The 17,489-nt window shown below is 71.7% G+C and carries 17 protein-coding genes; 6 read left to right on the top strand and 11 right to left on the bottom strand.

Features of this window, described 5'->3' with window-relative positions; translation table 11 throughout:
- The first annotated feature begins 24 nt into the window (after positions 1 to 24).
- Complete coding sequence (locus tag ACBJ59_RS00300; protein WP_375108135.1) at positions 25 to 318, top strand: hypothetical protein; 294 nt, start codon at positions 25 to 27, stop codon at positions 316 to 318.
- Here ACBJ59_RS00300 and ACBJ59_RS00295 read toward each other — a convergent pair.
- Entirely contained in the window at positions 305 to 1,030 is a 726-nt protein-coding gene (locus ACBJ59_RS00295) for an alpha/beta fold hydrolase (RefSeq protein WP_375108134.1), read from the bottom strand. The two genes, ACBJ59_RS00300 and ACBJ59_RS00295, sit on opposite strands and share 14 nt — an antisense overlap.
- 133 nt (positions 1,031 to 1,163) lie before the next feature.
- Here ACBJ59_RS00295 and ACBJ59_RS00290 point away from each other — a divergent pair, with 133 nt between their 5' ends.
- Positions 1,164 to 2,018 carry a helix-turn-helix domain-containing protein gene (locus ACBJ59_RS00290; RefSeq protein WP_375108133.1) on the top strand — a complete coding sequence of 285 codons (855 nt, stop codon included), beginning with the start codon at positions 1,164 to 1,166 and terminating at the stop codon, positions 2,016 to 2,018.
- On the opposite strand, the gene ACBJ59_RS00285 is transcribed toward ACBJ59_RS00290, so the two are convergent.
- The 5 genes from ACBJ59_RS00285 to ACBJ59_RS00265 form a co-directional block, all read right to left on the bottom strand.
- On the bottom strand, positions 2,019 to 2,951 hold the full coding sequence (locus ACBJ59_RS00285) for a DMT family transporter (RefSeq protein ID WP_375108132.1): 933 nt from the start codon (positions 2,949 to 2,951) through the stop codon (positions 2,019 to 2,021).
- A gap of 99 nt (positions 2,952 to 3,050) precedes the next feature.
- The gene (locus ACBJ59_RS00280) at positions 3,051 to 3,896 is read right to left on the bottom strand and encodes an ABC transporter permease (RefSeq protein ID WP_375108131.1); all 846 of its coding nucleotides are present in this window, start codon (positions 3,894 to 3,896) and stop codon (positions 3,051 to 3,053) included.
- Positions 3,893 to 4,750, bottom strand: a complete 858-nt coding sequence (locus tag ACBJ59_RS00275; protein ID WP_375108130.1) for an ABC transporter ATP-binding protein — start codon at positions 4,748 to 4,750, stop codon at positions 3,893 to 3,895. The genes ACBJ59_RS00280 and ACBJ59_RS00275 overlap by 4 nt, the downstream gene beginning before the upstream one ends.
- A gap of 190 nt (positions 4,751 to 4,940) precedes the next feature.
- On the bottom strand, positions 4,941 to 5,420 hold the full coding sequence (locus ACBJ59_RS00270; protein WP_375108129.1) for a Clp protease N-terminal domain-containing protein: 480 nt from the start codon (positions 5,418 to 5,420) through the stop codon (positions 4,941 to 4,943).
- Positions 5,417 to 5,650 (bottom strand): hypothetical protein, encoded by a 234-nt coding sequence (locus tag ACBJ59_RS00265; protein ID WP_375108128.1) that lies wholly within the window; start codon positions 5,648 to 5,650, stop codon positions 5,417 to 5,419. Before ACBJ59_RS00265 ends, ACBJ59_RS00270 begins: the two co-directional genes overlap by 4 nt.
- 115 nt (positions 5,651 to 5,765) lie before the next feature.
- Here ACBJ59_RS00265 and ACBJ59_RS00260 point away from each other — a divergent pair, with 115 nt between their 5' ends.
- The 3 genes from ACBJ59_RS00260 (at position 5,766) to ACBJ59_RS00250 (ending at position 9,083) form a co-directional block, all read left to right on the top strand.
- Positions 5,766 to 6,626 (top strand): alpha/beta fold hydrolase, encoded by an 861-nt coding sequence (locus ACBJ59_RS00260; RefSeq protein WP_375108127.1) that lies wholly within the window; start codon positions 5,766 to 5,768, stop codon positions 6,624 to 6,626.
- A gap of 89 nt (positions 6,627 to 6,715) precedes the next feature.
- Positions 6,716 to 7,603, top strand: a complete 888-nt coding sequence (gene sigJ / locus ACBJ59_RS00255) for an RNA polymerase sigma factor SigJ (protein ID WP_375108126.1) — start codon at positions 6,716 to 6,718, stop codon at positions 7,601 to 7,603.
- A gap of 397 nt (positions 7,604 to 8,000) precedes the next feature.
- Positions 8,001 to 9,083, top strand: coding sequence for a threonine aldolase family protein (locus ACBJ59_RS00250; protein WP_375108125.1), 1,083 nt, complete (start codon positions 8,001 to 8,003; stop codon positions 9,081 to 9,083).
- A gap of 159 nt (positions 9,084 to 9,242) precedes the next feature.
- Here ACBJ59_RS00250 and ACBJ59_RS00245 read toward each other — a convergent pair whose 3' ends face one another.
- Complete coding sequence (locus ACBJ59_RS00245) at positions 9,243 to 9,980, bottom strand: Type 1 glutamine amidotransferase-like domain-containing protein (RefSeq protein WP_375108124.1); 738 nt, start codon at positions 9,978 to 9,980, stop codon at positions 9,243 to 9,245.
- A gap of 354 nt (positions 9,981 to 10,334) precedes the next feature.
- On the opposite strand from ACBJ59_RS00245, the gene ACBJ59_RS00240 reads away from it, so the two are divergent.
- Positions 10,335 to 11,123: an STAS domain-containing protein gene (locus ACBJ59_RS00240; RefSeq protein ID WP_375108123.1), complete on the top strand. Its 789-nt coding sequence runs from the start codon at positions 10,335 to 10,337 to the stop codon at positions 11,121 to 11,123.
- A gap of 46 nt (positions 11,124 to 11,169) precedes the next feature.
- Here ACBJ59_RS00240 and ACBJ59_RS00235 read toward each other — a convergent pair whose 3' ends face one another.
- The 4 genes from ACBJ59_RS00235 to ACBJ59_RS00220 form a co-directional block, all read right to left on the bottom strand.
- Positions 11,170 to 13,485 (bottom strand): ATP-dependent Clp protease ATP-binding subunit, encoded by a 2,316-nt coding sequence (locus tag ACBJ59_RS00235; protein ID WP_375108122.1) that lies wholly within the window; start codon positions 13,483 to 13,485, stop codon positions 11,170 to 11,172.
- 367 nt (positions 13,486 to 13,852) lie between these two features.
- Entirely contained in the window at positions 13,853 to 15,328 is a 1,476-nt protein-coding gene (locus ACBJ59_RS00230; protein WP_375108121.1) for a glycoside hydrolase family 130 protein, read from the bottom strand.
- Complete coding sequence (locus ACBJ59_RS00225; protein ID WP_375108120.1) at positions 15,325 to 16,329, bottom strand: glycosyltransferase; 1,005 nt, start codon at positions 16,327 to 16,329, stop codon at positions 15,325 to 15,327. The genes ACBJ59_RS00230 and ACBJ59_RS00225 overlap by 4 nt, the downstream gene beginning before the upstream one ends.
- Positions 16,326 to 17,465, bottom strand: a complete 1,140-nt coding sequence (locus tag ACBJ59_RS00220) for a glycosyltransferase (protein ID WP_375108119.1) — start codon at positions 17,463 to 17,465, stop codon at positions 16,326 to 16,328. The genes ACBJ59_RS00225 and ACBJ59_RS00220 overlap by 4 nt, the downstream gene beginning before the upstream one ends.
- Between the last annotated feature and the right edge of the window lie 24 nt (positions 17,466 to 17,489).

The raw sequence follows: 17,489 nt of genomic DNA, 5'->3' as shown, positions 1-17,489 counted from the left end.
GTGACGTGCTCGGCCTTGTGCTCGGTGAGCAGGCCGGCTCACGGGCCCGCCCTCGTCGTGGCCGCCGGGGAAGGTGAGCACGTCGGCGGCGCGGCCCTGGACCCGGATCGCGGGCAGGGGGCTGCCGCACGGGCAGGGGTCGGGACGGGTCAGGACCCGGTCGCCGAGGTCGTGGCGCAGGATCGGCTGCACCCGGTTGACCAGGTTGCTCACCAGGGCCGTGTGCGACAGCTCGCCCGGCGGGACCGGCCGGTGGTCGGCGTCGACCGGCCCGGGCGCCGCCGGGGCCGGGTCGGGGAGCGGGTCAGCCGAGCTTGAGCAGCAGGCCGGAGAGCTCGTCCGGCATGGTGATCATGCAGTCGTGGCCGGTCTCCAGCTCCCACACCTGCGCCGGGCTGCCGTTCGGCTGGATCGGCGGGACGGGCCGCCGGGTGATGCCCTCCGGTACGCCGGCCACGCAGTGGATGTGTGTCCGCGGGATCGCGTTCGCCGCCGGGTTGTCCAGCCGGACCGGTTGCTGGAGGCAGCGCACCGGCTGATCCGACAACAGCGTGCGCAGCCAGGCGGCGTCCGCCGGGTCGGTGACCCCGAACAGGCCCATGGGCGGCGGCAGCTCGGGCAGCGGCGGGATCCGCCAGCCGGCCCCGGATCCGGCGGCGCGGTCGATCAGCGCCTGCGTCATGGGCTGGACGTCGACCGCGCTCTCGCCGTCCTCCGGCACCATCGCGTCGAGGTAGACCAGGTGGGCGATGCGATCCGGGACTTGGTCGGCCACCGACGAGATCACCAGCCCGGCGTAGCTGTGTCCCACGAGGATCACGTCGGTGAGGTCTTCCGCGGTGACCAGCCCGGCGATGTCGCCGACGTGGGTGTCGAGCCCGACGTCGGGGCCGAGCAGGTGGGCCTTGTCGCCGTAACCGGTCAGCGACGGGGCGAGCACCCGCTGCCCGGCCGACGCCAGCAACGGGACCACCCGCTCCCAGCACTGTCCGCTGTGCCAGGCGCCGTGTACCAGCAAATATGTTGACATGGTGTAGCTCCTTGGTGGGGTAATCGTGCTGAAGGTGAGGTTTCCGCTCGCGTTCGGCCGGAGCCAGAGCCCCCGCGATCCTGGGGGTGACAGGACCAGGCACGTACGAGGTCGCGCAACCTACAGTGGAGACATGAGGGACGAATCCCACCTTTTGGGCGATTACGTACGCGCCCGCCGCGAGCTCGTCACCCCTGAACAGGCCGGAATCCCCGTCCACGGAGCGCGGCGCGTGCCGGGCCTGCGCCGGGAGGAGGTCGCGATGCTCGCCGGCATCAGCGCCGACTACTACCTGCGCCTGGAGCAGGGCCGCGACCGCAACCCCTCCGCGCAGGTCCTCGAGTCCCTCGCCCGCGTGCTGCGGCTCGACGACGACGCGACGGCGTACCTGCTGCGGCTCGGCGCCGGCCGGCCACGGCGGCCGCGGCGCCGGCCCGGGAAGGAGACCGTCCCTCCGGGCACCGCCAAGCTCGTCGCCACGCTCCCGCTGCCCGCGTACGTCGAGGGCCGCTACTTCGACGTCCTGGCCGCCAACACCCTGGCGACCGCGCTGTCACCGCGCCTCGCGGTGGGGGGCAACCGCCTGCGGGACGTGTTCCTCGACCCCGCCGAGCAGGCCCTCTTCCCGGACTGGGAGGACGCCGCGGCGGGCATGGTCGCCGGCTTCCGCAAGTCCGTCGGCACCGACACGGACGACCCCCGATTCATCGAGCTCGTCGGCGAGCTCTCCCTCGCCAGCCCCCGCTTCAGCCGGCTCTGGGCCCGCCACGACGTGAACACGTGCGAGGGCGCATCCAAGCACATCGACCACCCCCAGGTCGGCGGCCTGCGGCTGAACCGGGAGAGGCTGGGCGTCAACGGCACGGCCGGCCAGACGCTCGTCGTCCTCCATCCGGACCCCGGCACCGACACCGCCGACAAACTGGCCCTCCTCGCCTCCGTCACGCAGACGGGACCGGCCGCCGGAGCCGCGCGCATCGACCGCTGATCAGGAAGCGGCGACGACCGGGCGGCGCGAGGCGGAGCGGGTCGCGGTCTGGGCCAGGAGCGCGCCGGACAGCAGGATCGACCCGCCGACGATCTGGAACCCGCTCAGCGTCTCCCCGAGCAGCCCCCAGGCCACCAGCGCCCCGCCGACGACCTCCAGCGACGCCACGGTGGCCCCCACGGCGGCCGACAGCCGCCGCACGGCGTGCACCCCCAGGATGTACGCCACCACGGTCGCGACCAGCACCATCCACAGGTACGCCACCAGCACGGGCAGCCGCTGACCATCCGCGGCGGGGGCGACGGACACCGTGAACGCCTCCCACCTGACGTCCCAGGGCCGCGCGAACGGGATCAGCACCACGGCCGCCCCCGTCATCCCCCAGGCGATGAGCCCCAGCGGGTCCACGTCGGCCCCGAAGCTATCGTTCATCAGGAAATATCCGGCCGAGCACGCCCCCGCCAGCAGCCCCAGCACCAGGCCCAGCGCGTCCAGCCGTACCTCCTGCCACACCTCGGCGACGATCCCGAGGCCCACGACCGCGACGACCGCCCCGACGTACGCGGCCGGCGCGAGCCGTATCTTGTGTACGAGCCGGACCCACGCCACCACCATCACGGGCGCCATGTACACCAGCAGCAACGCGATCCCCACCGGCAACCGCGTGATCGCCACGAAGTACAGCGACTGCACCCCGGCCACCGCCATCACCGCGTAGAGCCCGAAGAACGGCAACCTGGAGCGGGAGATCCGCAACGCCCGCGGCCTGGTCACGGCCAGCACGGCCACCAGGAGCAGCCCCGCCCCCGCCATCCGCGCCCACACGGCCTCGAACGGCGTCAGCCCGGCGGTGATGAGGTATTTGGCCATCGGCCCCGAGAACGCGAAACACGACGAAGACATGAACGCGAGCGCGAGCCCCGCATACCTCATCCCACACCACCTGCACCGTCATCACCGTCCAGCAGGTTTGACGCTGACATGTCCGACCTTCGGCACGCAACGGGATAAACCCGGCCGGGGGTGGTGGCGTCACCCGATCCGCTGGAGGGCCCGCTCGCGGCGGGCCGCCACGCCGGAGCCGGACTCCCCGCGCGCCATCCGGCGCAGCAGCACCGGCGCCAGCAGGAGGCCGAGCACCGCCCAGGCGCCCAGCACGCCGACGGTCTCCAGGTGCCGCCAGGACTCGCCGATCTCCACCGCGGCCGCCGAGTCCGGCAGCAGGGCCGAGCGCACACCGAGGCCCATCCAGTAGATCGGGAAGATCTGGGCGATCGCCTGCAGCCATTCGGGCAGGACGGTGATCGGGTAGAAGATGCCGGAGATGCCGATCACGGCGAGGAACGGCAGCTGGATGAGCCCCTGGGCGCGTGCGCCGGTGAACACCGAGCCCAGGACCGCGCCGAGGGGCAGGGTCGCGAGCAGGCCCAGCGCCAGCACCCAGGCCAGGGCCGGCCAGGAGCCCAGCCCGATCGCCAGCCCTTCGACGATGAGCAGGCCGGGCACGAGGAAGATGGCCAGATCGGCGACCAAGCCGCCGGAGACCGAGATCACCTTGCCGACGAGGTAGGCGGGCATGCCGTGCGGGGTCGCCTTGGCACGCAGCAGGGTGCCGTCCTCGCGGTCGGCGGTCAGCTGCTGGCTCATGCTGATCATGACGGTCGCGGCGTTCATGCCGAGGATGCTGGGCAGGGCCAGCGCGCCGAGCAGCAGCCCACTGGTTCCGAACGACATGTCGCGGATGAAGAACATGACGGCCAGCATCAGTCCCGGCCAGAGGAAGTGGGAGAACAGCTCGGCGCCGTTGGTGAACGACTGGCGCAGCTCGATCAGGCCGCGGGACCAGCCCGCGCGCAGTGTCGCCGTGGCGGGGTTCATCGGAGGGCGTCCTCGGGGGTCTCGGCCTGGCGGACCAGGGTGAGGTAGGTCTGTTCCAGGGAGGCCCGGTGGATCTCCAGCTCCTGGATGTCGTCGCCGAAGCGGGCGAACAGGTCGCGGGCGAAGCGGGTGGAGTCGCCGGTCGTCTCGACGAAGCGCTGACCGCCCCGCGACCAGCGCACCTCGTCCGGGCCGGCGATCCGCCGAGCCAGCTCGGCGGCGGTGCCGTCGGCGATGATCCGGCCGCCGTCGAGGACGAGGATGCGGTCGGCGAGCTTCTCGGCCTCGTCCAGGTCGTGCGTGGTGAGCAGGACGGTGGTCTGCCCGGCGCCCACCAGGCGGCGCATCAGGTCGTGGAACTCGCGTCTGGCCTGAGGGTCGAACGCCGCGGTCGGCTCGTCGAGGAACAGCAGCTCGGGCCGGCCCACGAGGCCGATCGCCACGTCCAGCCGGCGCCGCTGGCCGCCCGAGAGGGTCCTGAGCTTCTTCCGGGCGTGCTCGGTGAGGCCGACCGTCTCGATCAGCTCGTCCGGGTTCCAGGGCCGCGGGATCTCCGGGGTGGCGAAGGGGGCGTAGTAGGTGCCGAGGTGGGCGAGGAACTCGCGTACGCGCCATTTGCCATGGTCGCGCCAGGACTGCAGCACGACCCCGAGCCGGGCCCGCCACCGCTCGTCCCCGTGCTCGGGGTCGGTGCCGAGCACCTCCACCCGGCCCTGCGAGCGGGTGCGGAAGCCCTCCAGGATCTCGATCGTGGTGGTCTTGCCCGCTCCGTTCGGCCCGAGCAGGGCCAGCACCTCGCCATGGTGGGCCCGGAAGGTGACATCGTGCAGCACGTCGACCGAGCCGTAGCGCATGCGCAGCCCGTCGACGTGAGCGCGACCTGCTCGCTGCTCGTCATGAGATGACCTCTCTTCGTGATCGGACGCCCTCGCGAGGGGGAGACATGCCGGTGGGATCCGGCGCGAGGGCATGACATGTCGCCGCCCGGGGATCACATGAGGGGACGGCGAGCAGGGGATCAGGCGCGGCCGCGGTGGGCCGGTTTCACCAGCTGTCGTGGGCGAGCGTCCGCCGGGCGCGTGCCATGAGGTCCACGCGGTCGACACCGGCCAGGGCGAGCGCCCGCGGGACCGTGCCGTGCTCGGTGTCCAGGATGCCGAGCAGCAGATGCGCGGGGCGGAGGTCCTTCTTGCCGGTGGCGGCGGCGAATCCGCGTTCGATCGCGAGCCGGGCCGAGGCGCCGATCTTGGGCGGCTTGGGATCGCGGCTGGGCGCCGGAAGGGTGAAGGACGAGAGGGACACGCCGACCGCGTTCAGGCTGCGCTCGAACTCCCGGGCGAGCGCGTCGCTGATCGCCTGCCGCCCGAGCCCCGCGCCGGCCAGCACGCGGTGGGCGGCGGTGCCCTCGTGGGCGGCGATCGCCAGCAGGAGGTGGTGGGCCTCGGTCGCCGGGGAGCCGTCCTCCCGCGCCTGCGCCGCGCCCTCCTCCAGGATCGCGTTGATGTAGTGGTCGATCGCGCTCACTGGCGCCTCCTCAGCGTGACGCCGGCGGCGATGAGCCGCTTGGCGTGCTTCTTGTGGACCGCCTGACGGGTGACACCGAGGGACTCGGCGACGTCGGGCCAGCTCCAGCCCGCGCGCATGGCCTGCTCCACCGCCGCGTCCTCCAGCCGGTCGGCCAGGCGCCGCAGCGCGACGACGGCCGCCAGCGCGTCGGCCGGGTCCTCGGGAACGGATAGGTCTTCTGCCGACATGCAAGCAACCTTAGTTGACTAATTCCGGGATAGTCAACTAAGGTTGCTTACAGCGACTCCTGGCCGGTGACGTGCCGAATGTCACAGTCCAAAGCGTCCGTCTCGTCCTTGGGGCATGAGTCGTAACCGGAAAGGCGATCCCGCGCCCACCGACGCGCACCCTCGAACCGGCCGGCCCGGCCCGCGCGGGCCGGCGGTCACCAAGGCCGGTGCCGGGCCGCCGCTGGTGCTGCTGCACGGTGCCGGGTCCGCGCGCTCGTCCTGGGAGCCGGTGCTCGACCGCCTGGCGGGCTCGCACACGGTGTACGCGGTGGACCTGCCGGGCCACGGCGAGTCCGAGCCGCTGAGCGGCGGCCACGCGTCGACGCCGCGCCGGCTCGCCGAGGTCGTGGCCTCGGCCTTGGACGAATGGGGTGTCGGCACGCCGCACGTCGCCGGGCACTCGGTCGGCGGGTGGACGGCGCTGGAGCTGGCGAATCTCAGGCCGGTCGCCTCGCTGACCCTGCTGGCCCCGGCCGGTCTGTGGAAGAAGGGCCAGCCGACGTACTGCCTCGTGAGCTTGTTCCTGACCTGGGCCGGGTGCCGCTTCGCCGCGCGGCCGCTCACCGCGCTGGCCCGCCGCGCCTGGGCCCGCAGGCTGCTGTTCTGGCAGCTCTTCGCCCATCCCGAGAGGCTCAGCCACCAGGACGTGGTCCGCGACGTCACCGCCTTGGGGCGGGCTCCGGGTTTCCTGCCGACCTTGTGGGCCGTCCGGAAGATCCGCTACCGGGCGAGGCGGGACGTGGTCGCGCCGGTGACGCTCGTCTTCGGGGCCTCGGACCGCCTGCTCCTCGCCCGGCAGTCCCGGTTCACCGACCAGCTCCCGCCGCACACCCGGCAGCTGGTCCTGCCGGACGCCGGTCATCAGCTGGTGAGCGACGCCCCCGAGGCGGTCTCGCGGCTCATACTCGCGACCACGGAGACGACGGCGCCGTGATGTCACACTCGGACGGTCAACGTCCCGCGCTCCTGGGGGCCCAGGAAGGTCTCGCCGGACGGCGACCGCGGCGAGCGGATCTTCGGGGCATGGCCGGGCTGAGCGGCGACCGGGAAGCCGAGCTGTCGGTCGGCTACGCCGCGGCCCGCTCCCACCTGACCCGGGTGGCGTACGCGATCCTGGGGACGGTGTCCGAGGCCGAGGACGTGGTCTCCGAATGCTGGTTCAAGCTCGTCCGCGCCGACCGGGAGGATCGCGTCCAGGACGTCGGGGCCTGGGCGACCGTGGTCGTCGCGCGGGAGGCGATGGACGTGCTCCGGTCCGCACGGGTACGCCGTGAGACCTACACCGGTCCCTGGCTGCCCGAGCCCCTCCTGGCTCCCGTGGCGGACCCGGCCGACCGGGTCACGCTCGACGAGTCCGTCAGCTTCGCGCTGCTCGTCGTCCTGGAGTCGCTCACCCCGGCGGAGCGCACCGCCTGGGTGCTCCACGACCTCTTCGGCCTGACCTTCGAGGACGTCGCCGCGACCGTCGGCCGCACCCCGGCGGCGGTACGCCAGCTCGCCGCCCGGGCCCGCAAGCACGTCGGCGAGGGCGCGCCGCGCGTCGACGTCGACCGTGACCATCACCGCCAGGTGGTCGAGCGGTTCCTGGCCGCCGCGTCGGGCGGCCACCTGAGAGCCCTCGTCGCGATCCTCGACCCCGGCGCCGTGCTCACCAGCGACGGCGGCGGCAAGGTCAACGCCGCCCGCCGGCCCGTCCACGGCGCCGAACAGGTCGCCCGCTTCGTGCTCGGCCTCATGGGCAAGGCCGGACCCGGCCACGTCCTCACCCCGGTCGCCGTCAACGGCGTTCTCGGCGTGGCCGGGCATGTTCACGGCAGGCTCGACACGGTCGTCTCGTTCACGGTCGCCGGCGGGCTGGTCCATCGGGTCGACTTCGTACGCGCCCCGGACAAGCTGCGGCTCCGGTTTTGACGCTCGGAAAAGTAAAGCCTAGGCGATGTCCCTAAAATCGTGAAATCCGGGGAAGGATCGTTATACCCGAGTGGTTCCTCTACATATTGGCCTAATAAGAGAGGTCACTATTCATGGGAGGGAACCATGATGATCAAGCAGTACCTCGGATTGCTGGGATTCCGGCAGCCGTACCCGGATCCCCGGTCGCCCAGTGGTGGTTCTGACAGCAGCCGCAGCTCGCGCCGACGGAGGCGCCGCCGCTGACAGCTGTGACCCGACCACAATCGAACAGTACGACGTGGCCAGAGGGCGGCGTGAGCGCGATGTCTGAACGCTCGACGCCGCCCTCTGGCGTTCCCGTCCTGTAGGGTTCCGGCAGGTTACTGCGAACCACTTGCAACAGCAGAGGATGCGGATGTCGGACACCCCCTCGTCCATTCGGCGGTCGTTGTTCCTGCATGCGCCGATCCGGCGTGGCCCGCGCGTGGTGCTGCGGCAGATGCTGGAGCTCGTCGACGACGACACCCCGCCGGACGGCCCCGACGGTCCCGTCGCCGTGCTGGAGCGGGGGCTGGCGCACCTGCTCGGTAAGCAGGCGGCGCTGTTCTTCCCCAGCGGGACGATGGCCCAGCAGGTGGCGCTGCGCGTACACGCCGACCGGCGGGGGCGCCGCGCCTTCGCCGCCCACCCGCAGTCGCATCTGGACGTGTGGGAGGAGCAGGGCTACAACGCCGTGCACGGGCTGTGGCTGCGCCGCACCGGCGACCCGCACGAGCTGATGACGGCCGGCGACCTCGCGGCAGCCGCCGGCGAGCCGCTCGCGGCGGCCGTCTGGGAGCTGCCGCAACGCGACCTCGGCGGCCTGCTCCCGGAGTGGGCGGAGCTGTGCGAGCAGGTCGGGCTCGTACGGGCCACCGGCGCAGCCGCGCACCTGGACGGCGCCCGGCTGTGGGAGGCCCAGACCTACTACCGGCGGCCCTTCGACGAGATCGCGGCCCTGTTCGACACGGTGTACGTCTCGCTTTACAAGAGCCTCCAGGGAGTGCGCGGCGCCGTGCTCGCCGCCGACACTGAGACCGTCCAGGCCGCTCAGGTGTGGCGCCAGCGGCTCGGCGGCGGCATCCGCGACGCCTGGCCGCTCGCCCTGGCCGCCCTGGTCCACCTGGACACCCTGGCCGAGCGCATGCCCGCCTACCGCGAGCACGCGATCGCCATCGCGGCCGCGATCAACGCCGACGGCGCCGCCCGAGCCCACCCCGACCCGCCGCAGACCCCGATGTTCCACATCCATCTGCCGGCCCCCAAGCGGGCCGTGGAGCGGGCCGGCGCGGAGCTCCTGGCCGAGCACGGCATCCAGCTGTGGGGCCGGGTGCGGACCGTCCCGGATCCCTCGCGGTGCAGCTTCGAGGTCAGCGTCGGCGAGAACGCCATGGAGTTCACCCCCGACGAGGTGGCCGCCCTCCTCCGCGACCTGCTGACCCGGGCAGGGCCCGACTGACCGGCGGATCCGCACACCTGCACCGCCAGCACCGCCTGCACACCGCCTGCACCGCCTGCACCGCCTGCGCCGCCTGCGCCGCCTGCGCCGCCACCCGCCGAGGCGCGTCCTCCGAGGCCCCGGTCCCGACGCGGACCCGGGGTCTCATCCGGCCCGGGGTCAGGCCGGCGGGGGCGTCCAGAGGCGGGCGGGCAGGGCCGTCTCGCGGTGCTTCCCGTCGCCGTCGGGCTCGACGAACCACGCGTTCCTGCCGGGCAGGACGGCGAGCGCCTCGTGGCAGCGGGTGCCGACGAAGTGCAGGGCGACGCCGTCCTCGGTGGCGTACCCGGCGGGGAGCGTCCCCTCGGCGACGAACCGGCGGAAACTGGACCGCCGGGGCTGGTCGGCCAGGTCGTCGTGGACCCCGTTGCTGAACGGCAGGAAGCCCAGGCCGTCGTCGACGGCGTCGAGGTCGTCGCCGTAGGAGTCGGTCACCCCGCCCACGTGCCAGCACAGGCTGCCCGCGCTCTGGCCGGCCAGCACCACGCCCCTCTCCCAGCACTCACGCAGGATCGCGTCGAGCCGATGCGCGCGCCACACCGCCAGCAGGTTGATCACGCTGCCGCCGGACACGAAGATCACGTCCTGGGCCAGCAGGTGGGCCCGCACGTCGGGCACGTTCGGCTGCGTGAACAGCCGCAGGTGGGACAGCTCCGCCTCGCCGAACGAGCCGGCCCGCGCGTACCAGCCCTCGATGAGCTCCCGCGAGTCACCGGCCGCCGTGGCGATGAGGCACACGCGCGGCCTGCGTACGTCGGCCAGCCGCATCGCCTGCCAGATCTGCACGCCCGGGTGCCGGAACCCTTCAGGGGGGTACAGGACGCCGGAGCAGGCCAGGATCTGAGGTTCTCTGATCATGGGCACCCATCCTCCGGCCCGGTGAGGCGCGCCCGCAAGGTCGCCGGGCACAGCCAAGATGATCAATCAGGCCGAGCGCCAAAATGGCTCGGTGATGAGCGGAAGCCAACCTTACGCTCCGGACGTTTTCTAAACCCATTGCCGCATTTTGCTTTCCAGGGAAATGTCATTTCATACCCCGGGATTATCCTGGAGTTACCGAGGATATTTCGAGCGTTGGCTTTCAGGTCGGCGTCGCCCCCGGCGATAGACGATGGGCCCTGGAAGGGGCCGGGCAGGCCAACGATCATGAATGTTCTGACGAATCCCGCGCCGCTGAGCGCCGTTGGTGCACCGCCCACGACCGACTCCCAAGTGCGCCTCTGGCTGGATCCTCTTGTTGACCGGCAGAGTGCCAGGGACGGGGTGTGGTGGCCGTACTCCTGCGACGCCGCCGCCGAGTTGCCGGGTCTCATCGCCGCGGTCGACCAGCGGTTGGGCCAGGTCGTGCTGCGCATCGGCCTGGATGCCGACACCTGGGCCGACATCCCTTACCGTGTTCCCGCCCGGGGCAGGCAGGTCGCGGTGGAGTGCCTGCGCGCGGCCGATGCTCATCTGGTCGTCCTGGCCTTCGCCGACGCCGAGCCCGTCACGCTGCTGGTGGTGCCGCCCTGCATCGGAGCCGCGCACGCGCACGACGCGTACGCGCCCGCCGAACCGGCCACCGGCACGCCCGAGGCCGACGCCTTCGCCGACTGGGAAAACGAGCGTGAACACCACATCGGGGTGGACTCGCCGCTCGATCAGCCGGAACCCGCATCCCTGCACCGATCCGAGAGCCGCACGATCGTCATCGACGCTTACCCGCTCGGCACAGCCGACCGGTCGAGGCCGACCACCGTCGGGCTGTCCGGCGAGATCGACATCTCCACCAGCCCGGCGCTGCGCTCGCGCCTGGAGGACGTCCTGAAGTCCAGCACGCCGCTGCTCGTCCTGAACCTGTCCGCGGTGTCCTTCTGCGACGCCTCCGGCTTGGGCGTCATCGTGAACATGCAGCGGCACGCCCGGCTCATGGGCATCACCGTGGCGCTGGCGGAACCCCGCCCGTTCATGACCAGGCTGCTGCACATCACCGGGCTGGACCGCAGCCTGCCCATGGTGTAGCCCGGCTTCCCGGGGACCGGCCTGATCGTGCGCGGCGCCGCCCGTCTCAGGCGGGCGCCGCCACGCCCTGACGCAGGTCGCTGGGCGCGCTCTCGCTGGTGAAGACGAACCCGAGGCCGTCGACCGTGACCTTGGCGATCTGCCCCGGCCGGAGGTCACCGTAGAGGATCTTCTCCGACAGCGAGTCCTCCAGGTCGCGCTGGATGGTCCGGCGCAGCGGCCGGGCGCCCATGACGGGGTCGTAACCCCGGTCGGCCAGCAGCTGCTTGGCCTCGGGCGAAACCTCGAGCCCCATGTCGCGGTCCTTCAGCCTGGCGCCGACCTGGACGAGCATCAGATCCACGATCTTGATGATCTCGGCCCGCGTGAGCTGGTGGAAGACCACGATGTCGTCGACACGGTTGAGGAACTCGGGCCGGAAGTGCTGCTTGAGCTCTGCCCGTACCGCCGAGTCCATCCGATCGTGGCCGAAGTCGGCGGACTTGGCGAACCCGACCCCGATGCCCTTGGAGATGTCGCGGGTGCCGAGGTTGGTGGTCATGATGATGACCGTGTTCTTGAAGTCCACCACCCGGCCCTGGGCGTCGGTCAGGCGACCGTCCTCCAGGATCTGCAGCAGCGAGTTGAAGATGTCGGGGTGGGCCTTCTCGATCTCGTCGAACAGCACCACCGAGAACGGCTTGCGCCGCACCTTCTCGGTGAGCTGGCCGCCCTCCTCGTAGCCGACGTAGCCGGGAGGCGAGCCGAACAGCCTGGAGACGGTGTGCTTCTCCATGAACTCCGACATGTCCAGGCTGATCAGAGCGTCCTCGTCACCGAAGAGGAACTCCGCCAGCGCCTTGGACAGCTCGGTCTTACCGACCCCGGAGGGACCGGCGAAGATGAACGAGCCACCGGGACGGCGCGGGTCCTTCAGACCGGCGCGGGTGCGCCGGATGGAGCGCGACAGGCCCTTGATGGCGTCGTCCTGACCGATGATCCGCTTGTGCAGCTCGTCCTCCATGCGGAGCAGGCGCTGCGACTCCTCCTCGGTCAGCTTGAAGACCGGGATGCCGGTGGCGGTCGCCAGGACCTCGGCGACCAGCTCCTCGGTGACGACGTCCTCGACGTGCGCGCCGTCCGAGGCGGTCATCCGGTGGATCCGCAGCCGCGCCCCCGCCTCGTCGATCAGGTCGATCGCCTTGTCGGGCAGGTAGCGGTCGCTGACATAGCGGTCGGCCAGCTGCGCGGCGGCCACCAGCGCGTCGTCGGTGATCGTGACGGCGTGGTGCGCCTCGTAGTGCTTGCGCAGGCCCTTGAGCATCTCGATCGCGTGGCTGAGCGAGGGCTCGGCGACCAGGACCGGCTGGAAGCGGCGGGCGAGCGCGGCGTCCTTCTCGAAGTGTTTGCGGTATTCGTCGAGCGTGGTCGCGCCGATCGTCTGCAGCTCGCCGCGGGCCAGCATCGGCTTGAGGATGCTGGCGGCGTCGATCGCGCCCTCGGCGGCGCCCGCACCCACGAGCGTGTGCAGCTCGTCGATGAACAGGATGATGTCGCCGCGCGTGCGGATCTCCTTGAGCACCTTCTTCAGGCGCTCCTCGAAGTCACCGCGGTAGCGCGAGCCGGCGATCAGGGCGCCGAGGTCGAGCGTGTAGAGCTGCTTGTCCTTCAGCGTCTCGGGCACCTCGCCGCTGACGATCTTCTGTGACAGGCCCTCCACGACGGCGGTCTTGCCGACGCCGGGCTCGCCGATGAGAACGGGGTTGTTCTTGGTCCTCCGGGAGAGGACCTGCATGAGCCGCTCGATCTCCTTCTCGCGGCCGATGACCGGATCGAGCCTGCTGTCGCGGGCGGCCTGGGTCAGGTTGCGGCCGAACTGGTCGAGCATCGCGGAGGTCGGCCGGGGCGCCTCCTGGAAGGCCATGGGCGCGGCCGGCTGCTCGGTCGTGCCGCCGGAGAGCGACTGGAGGATCCAGTCCCGGACCCGCCCGGGATCGGCCTCGAGCTTGACCAGCACCTGGGTGGCCACGCCTTCGCCTTCGCGGATCAGCCCGAGCAGGATGTGCTCGGTGCCGATGTGGTCATGACCGAGCTGCAAAGCCTCGCGGACCGAGAGTTCGAGGACCTTCTTGGCACGCAGGGTGAACGGAATGTGCTCAGACTCGGCCGGCCGGCCCTGGCCGATGATCTCCTCGACCTGCCGGCGAACCCCCTCAAGGCTGACGCCGAGACTCCCCAGAGCCTTCGCGGCCAAACCCTCACCCTCATGGAGCAGACCGAGCAGGATGTGCTCGGTGCCGATGAAATTATGGTTGAGCGTCCGGGCCTCCTGCTGGGCCAGGACGACGGCATGCCTCGCTTGGTCGGTGAACTTCTCGAACATCTCAAGCCTCCTGGCCGAACGGGGTATGCCGGGTGAGCGCGGCCGTCTGTCAGCGGGGCACCGTGTCGGCGGGGCGCACGGCCTCGGCTTCGGGCCGTGCTCGATCAGCGGGTCTTCGGTGCCGGCCGTCGGCCATGATGCCCCCAGGTGGTTCCCACGCGTTCCACGGAACGGGCGGTGTGATCACCGCGCGACATCGTCCGGCGTACTGAGTCGGCGACTGCTGGCCTTGGCATGGGTCTGCAAGGGAGACCTCGTCGGGGCTCCGGCGGGTGTCCCGCCCAATTGCCAGCTTAGTACCCATTACGGTGATTGCTGCTGATTAAGCCACCGGCCGAACGAGGCACTCGCGTGCGGGGCGGCCTGCTCAGTGTGGTGGACGCATCGCCCCGACGAGAGTGGGGACCGGCACGCGGGCGAATCCGATGCGAGTGTCGCTCGCCCCGTAGGGCAGCCACACGGCGTCGTCATGGAGCAGGCCGCCGCAGGAGTAGACGACGTTGGGCACGTATCCGTCGCGCTCGGTGCCACCGGCGGTCAGGAGCGTGCCGGGGAGTTCGGCGATGACGCGATGCGGCTCGTCGGAGTCGAGCAGCAGGGCGCCCATGGCGTAGTCGCGCATGGGGCCGACGCCATGGATCAGGACGAGCCAGCCGAACCCGGTCTCGATGGGGGACCCGCAGTTGCCCACCTGGATCAGTTCCCAGCCGCGGCGAGGGGTGTGCAGCGGGACCGGCCGTTGCCATCTGTTGTGCCCGTCGAGGGTGGTCAGGCCGATGGTCTCGCCGTCGGAACGGCACAGCGCCAGCCGGCGTCCCCCGACCGGCCGCGGGAACAGGGCCATCCCCTTGTTGACGGCGGCGGGGCCGCGCATGGGGGTGACCGCGAAATGCCGGAGATCATCGCTTTCGATCAGGTGGGAACGGATGTGCCGCCCGTCGTACGCGGTGTAGGTCGCGCGATACGACGGCCGGCCGTCCTCGTCCACGACCCGTACGAACCGCGCGTCCTCCATGCCGTTGCTCTCGTCCGCGCTCCCCGGCCAGAGCACCCGCCGGTGAAGGGGAAGGTCGGCCGGGAAGGCCACGCCGTAGTCGGAGCGCGTCGCGCGGCGCATCTCCTCCACGGTTCGCTGGGTGGTGGTTCGGGTGAGCAGGTCGGCGGGCAACCGGCCGATCGCCTGCTCGAAGTCGTCGTCGTCGAAGCGTTCCGGCAGGGACTCCAGCATGGTCGCCGTCACCTCGTTGTCCCAGGCGTCGTCGGAGAGCCCCGCGGCGAGCAGGTCGCGCCGGTGGTGGGTCCGGTGCCGGCGTCCGACGGACAGGACCCCGGAGCGGTCGGCGAGGGCCAGGTCGGAGCCCGGACCGAGCACCGCCGCGGTGAAGCCGATGGAGGACAGGTGTCCCTCGCCGATCTGCCGCAGGCTGATCGCCACGCGCAGCTGTCCGGGGCCCAGACCGGACTGGTCGGGATGGGGGACCATCGAGGGGTTGCACACCGCCGCGGCCTCCACGGCGTACTCGTGGCTGAAGTAGGCGCCCACGAGGAGGCGGGCCGGCAGGGACAGGTCCGCCTCGCGCGGGATGCGATGGCGGACCAGGTCGTGGTGATGGGCGAAGACCGCTTCGAGGTCGTGGTGCCGGCCGCCGAATCGCCGCAGGGTCTCCTGGAGCATCCCGGTCGTCTGGTCGTCGTCGAGGAGCATGATGCGGTCGATCAGCGCAGCGGCTCGTGTCCGGGTGAGCGCGGCGTCCTCGCCGGGCACGAAGAGCTTGATGATCACTCTTCGCGGGTCGGGAGCGAGCGTCGGGCCGAGCCGCGTGGCCAGATCTCCGCTGGTCATGGGCGCCGCTCGGCATACTGCATGGTGGAGATCAGCGCGAGGGTCGACTCCGCGCCCTGGTTGAGGTTCGGGCCGTGCTCGGTCAGGCCGTCGTAGCCTCCGCCGGTCGCCGGGTCCCACATCAGGGCACCGGCGTCGTTGGCGCCCTGGAACCACGCCACCGCCTGCCGTACCTTCTCCCGCCACGCCCGGTCACCCGTCGCGCGGGCGGCGGTGGCGCAGGCGTCGGCGAGTGCGGCCACCTCGATCGGCTGCTGGTCGAAGCGGGATCGTGGCGCGTCCGGGCGCCAGCCGGTGGCGGGAACCACCGCGAGCCGGCCGTCCCTCGTCTGGATCTCCCACAGCCAGGCGAGCATGTGCAGGCCGGAGGCGAGCAGCTGCCGGTCGTCGCTCAGCTCTCCGGCGGCGATGGCCACCTCGGCGAGAGCGGCGTTGGCGTAGGTCAGGTGCGGTTGCGGCCACGGCCAGGAGGGGTTCTCCGAGGGAGTGCCGATCGCCGCCGCGGCGTCCGTCAGCAGGCCGGCGGCCACGGTGCTGTCAGGACTGGCACGCAGCACCTCGGCCGCGCCGAGCCCGGCGAAGACCATGGCGCGCGGATGCGGGGAGCGCTGTTCGGCGCCGAGGGCGAAGGCGAGCAGCGCCTCCTCCCGGATCCACGGAGCCGGGCTGCGGGCCGCCGCGGTGCCCAAGCCCCACATCGCCCGTCCCCACCAGTCGCCGACGCCCGGCCGGTCGCTCCAGCGCCGGTCGAAGGAGAGCCGGTTGCGGAACGCGCCGGTACGGTCCTGAGCGTGGGTGAGGAAGGCGAGGTAGGACTCCGCCAGCCGGGTCAGCCGGTGGGCGGGGTGCGGCTCGCGGCTGACGACGACGAGCCCGCGGGCGACGTCGTCGGTGCAGTAACCGTGATCGCGGCGGACGAGAGCGCCCCGGGCGTGCTCGAACAGCCCGGTGTCGTCGCTCAGCCGGAGCAGGTGCCGGTAGCCGGGGGTGAGGGCGCTCATGGCAGCATCGCGACCGCCGGGGCGGGCCGCCCGGCGACGAGCGCGCGGACGAGGCCGTCGTACCGGGCCGCGACCGCGGGCCACAGCAGGGTCGGGATCAGGCCGCGGGTACGCCCGGTGAGTTTGCCGGCCAGCCCGGGTTCGGTGAGGACCCGGCGTACGGCGGAGGCGAGCTCCGTGGGGTCCCCGTGCGGAACGAGCAGTCCAGGACCGCTGGAGAGCAGCTCCACGGCGTGCGGGAACGAGGTGGCGACGACCGGCACGCCCGCGGCCACGGCCTCGATGAGGACACCGGAGGTGACCTGCTCCGCGGAGTCATAGGGCAGGACGACGACGTCTGCCGAGCGGACCAGCCGGCTCAGCGAGTCCTGGTCCCGGTAGACAGGGTCGTGCCGGACGGCCGTGGACACCCCGAGCCGGGCGGCGAGCTCGTACAGCCCGTCACGATAGGCCTCGCCCTGGTGCTCCAGCACCTTGGGGTGGGTCTTTCCGGCGATCGTGTAGATCGGTGGCGGGTCGAGGCCTCCCAGGAGGGCCAGCGCGCGCAACGCCCACTCGATGCCCTTGCCGGGGCCGAGCAGTCCCCAGGTGAGCAGGTGCGGACGGGAGCGGCGCTGGGCCGGGACCCGCATGTGGTCGGCGGCCCCGTGCGGAATGACGAACACCTTGCCGGTCTCCACCCGGTAGCCGGCCGTCAGCCGGTCACGAGCGGTGCCGGTCATGGTCACGATCGCGTCGGCGGCGGCGGCGATCTCCTCGAGCAGGGCCTTCTGCCGGGGAGTGGGCCTGGCCAGGACGGTGTGCAGGACCACGATGCTCGGCACGGTGAGGCACCGGAGCAGCGGCAGGACGTCCTGGCCGTCGCGACCGGGGTAGATGCCGTACTCGTGCTGCACGATGGCCACATCGAAGCTCTCCAGAGCGGTGGCCGCGGCTCTCCAGCCGCCGAGTCCGCCGGGGGTCCAGGTGTGCACGACCCCGGGCTGCGGGCGTTCGTCGTCGCCTTCCGCGGTGACACGGACGATGCCGCCGAACAAGCCGCCCCCGGTGAGATGGGCGGCCAGCGCGGAGTTGAAGGTCGCGAGACCGCACTGGGTGGGCGGATGGGTGCTGAGAAAGCCGTATGTGAAGGCCAACTGCCATGCCTTTCGGTCGGCCGC

The organism is Nonomuraea sp. MTCD27, assembly GCF_041950495.1.
Taxonomy (GTDB): Bacteria; Actinomycetota; Actinomycetes; order Streptosporangiales; family Streptosporangiaceae; genus Nonomuraea.
The sequence above is the reverse complement of the archived record's forward strand: the minus strand, read 5'-3'. Positions and strand labels throughout refer to the sequence as shown.

Excerpts from the sequence above, each read along its gene's own strand:
- ACBJ59_RS00295 (WP_375108134.1), bottom strand. The coding sequence starts at position 1,030 with ATGTCAACATATTTGCTGGTACACGGCGCCTGGCACAGCGGACAGTGC.
- ACBJ59_RS00290 (WP_375108133.1), top strand. The coding sequence starts at position 1,164 with ATGAGGGACGAATCCCACCTTTTGGGCGATTACGTACGCGCCCGCCGC.
- ACBJ59_RS00285 (WP_375108132.1), bottom strand. The coding sequence starts at position 2,951 with ATGAGGTATGCGGGGCTCGCGCTCGCGTTCATGTCTTCGTCGTGTTTC.
- ACBJ59_RS00280 (WP_375108131.1), bottom strand. The coding sequence starts at position 3,896 with ATGAACCCCGCCACGGCGACACTGCGCGCGGGCTGGTCCCGCGGCCTG.
- ACBJ59_RS00275 (WP_375108130.1), bottom strand. The coding sequence starts at position 4,750 with ATGCGCTACGGCTCGGTCGACGTGCTGCACGATGTCACCTTCCGGGCC.
- ACBJ59_RS00265 (WP_375108128.1), bottom strand. The coding sequence starts at position 5,650 with ATGTCGGCAGAAGACCTATCCGTTCCCGAGGACCCGGCCGACGCGCTG.
- ACBJ59_RS00260 (WP_375108127.1), top strand. The coding sequence starts at position 5,766 with ATGAGTCGTAACCGGAAAGGCGATCCCGCGCCCACCGACGCGCACCCT.
- sigJ (WP_375108126.1), top strand. The coding sequence starts at position 6,716 with ATGGCCGGGCTGAGCGGCGACCGGGAAGCCGAGCTGTCGGTCGGCTAC.
- ACBJ59_RS00250 (WP_375108125.1), top strand. The coding sequence starts at position 8,001 with ATGTCGGACACCCCCTCGTCCATTCGGCGGTCGTTGTTCCTGCATGCG.
- ACBJ59_RS00245 (WP_375108124.1), bottom strand. The coding sequence starts at position 9,980 with ATGATCAGAGAACCTCAGATCCTGGCCTGCTCCGGCGTCCTGTACCCC.
- ACBJ59_RS00235 (WP_375108122.1), bottom strand. The coding sequence starts at position 13,485 with ATGTTCGAGAAGTTCACCGACCAAGCGAGGCATGCCGTCGTCCTGGCC.
- ACBJ59_RS00230 (WP_375108121.1), bottom strand. The coding sequence starts at position 15,328 with ATGACCAGCGGAGATCTGGCCACGCGGCTCGGCCCGACGCTCGCTCCC.
- ACBJ59_RS00225 (WP_375108120.1), bottom strand. The coding sequence starts at position 16,329 with ATGAGCGCCCTCACCCCCGGCTACCGGCACCTGCTCCGGCTGAGCGAC.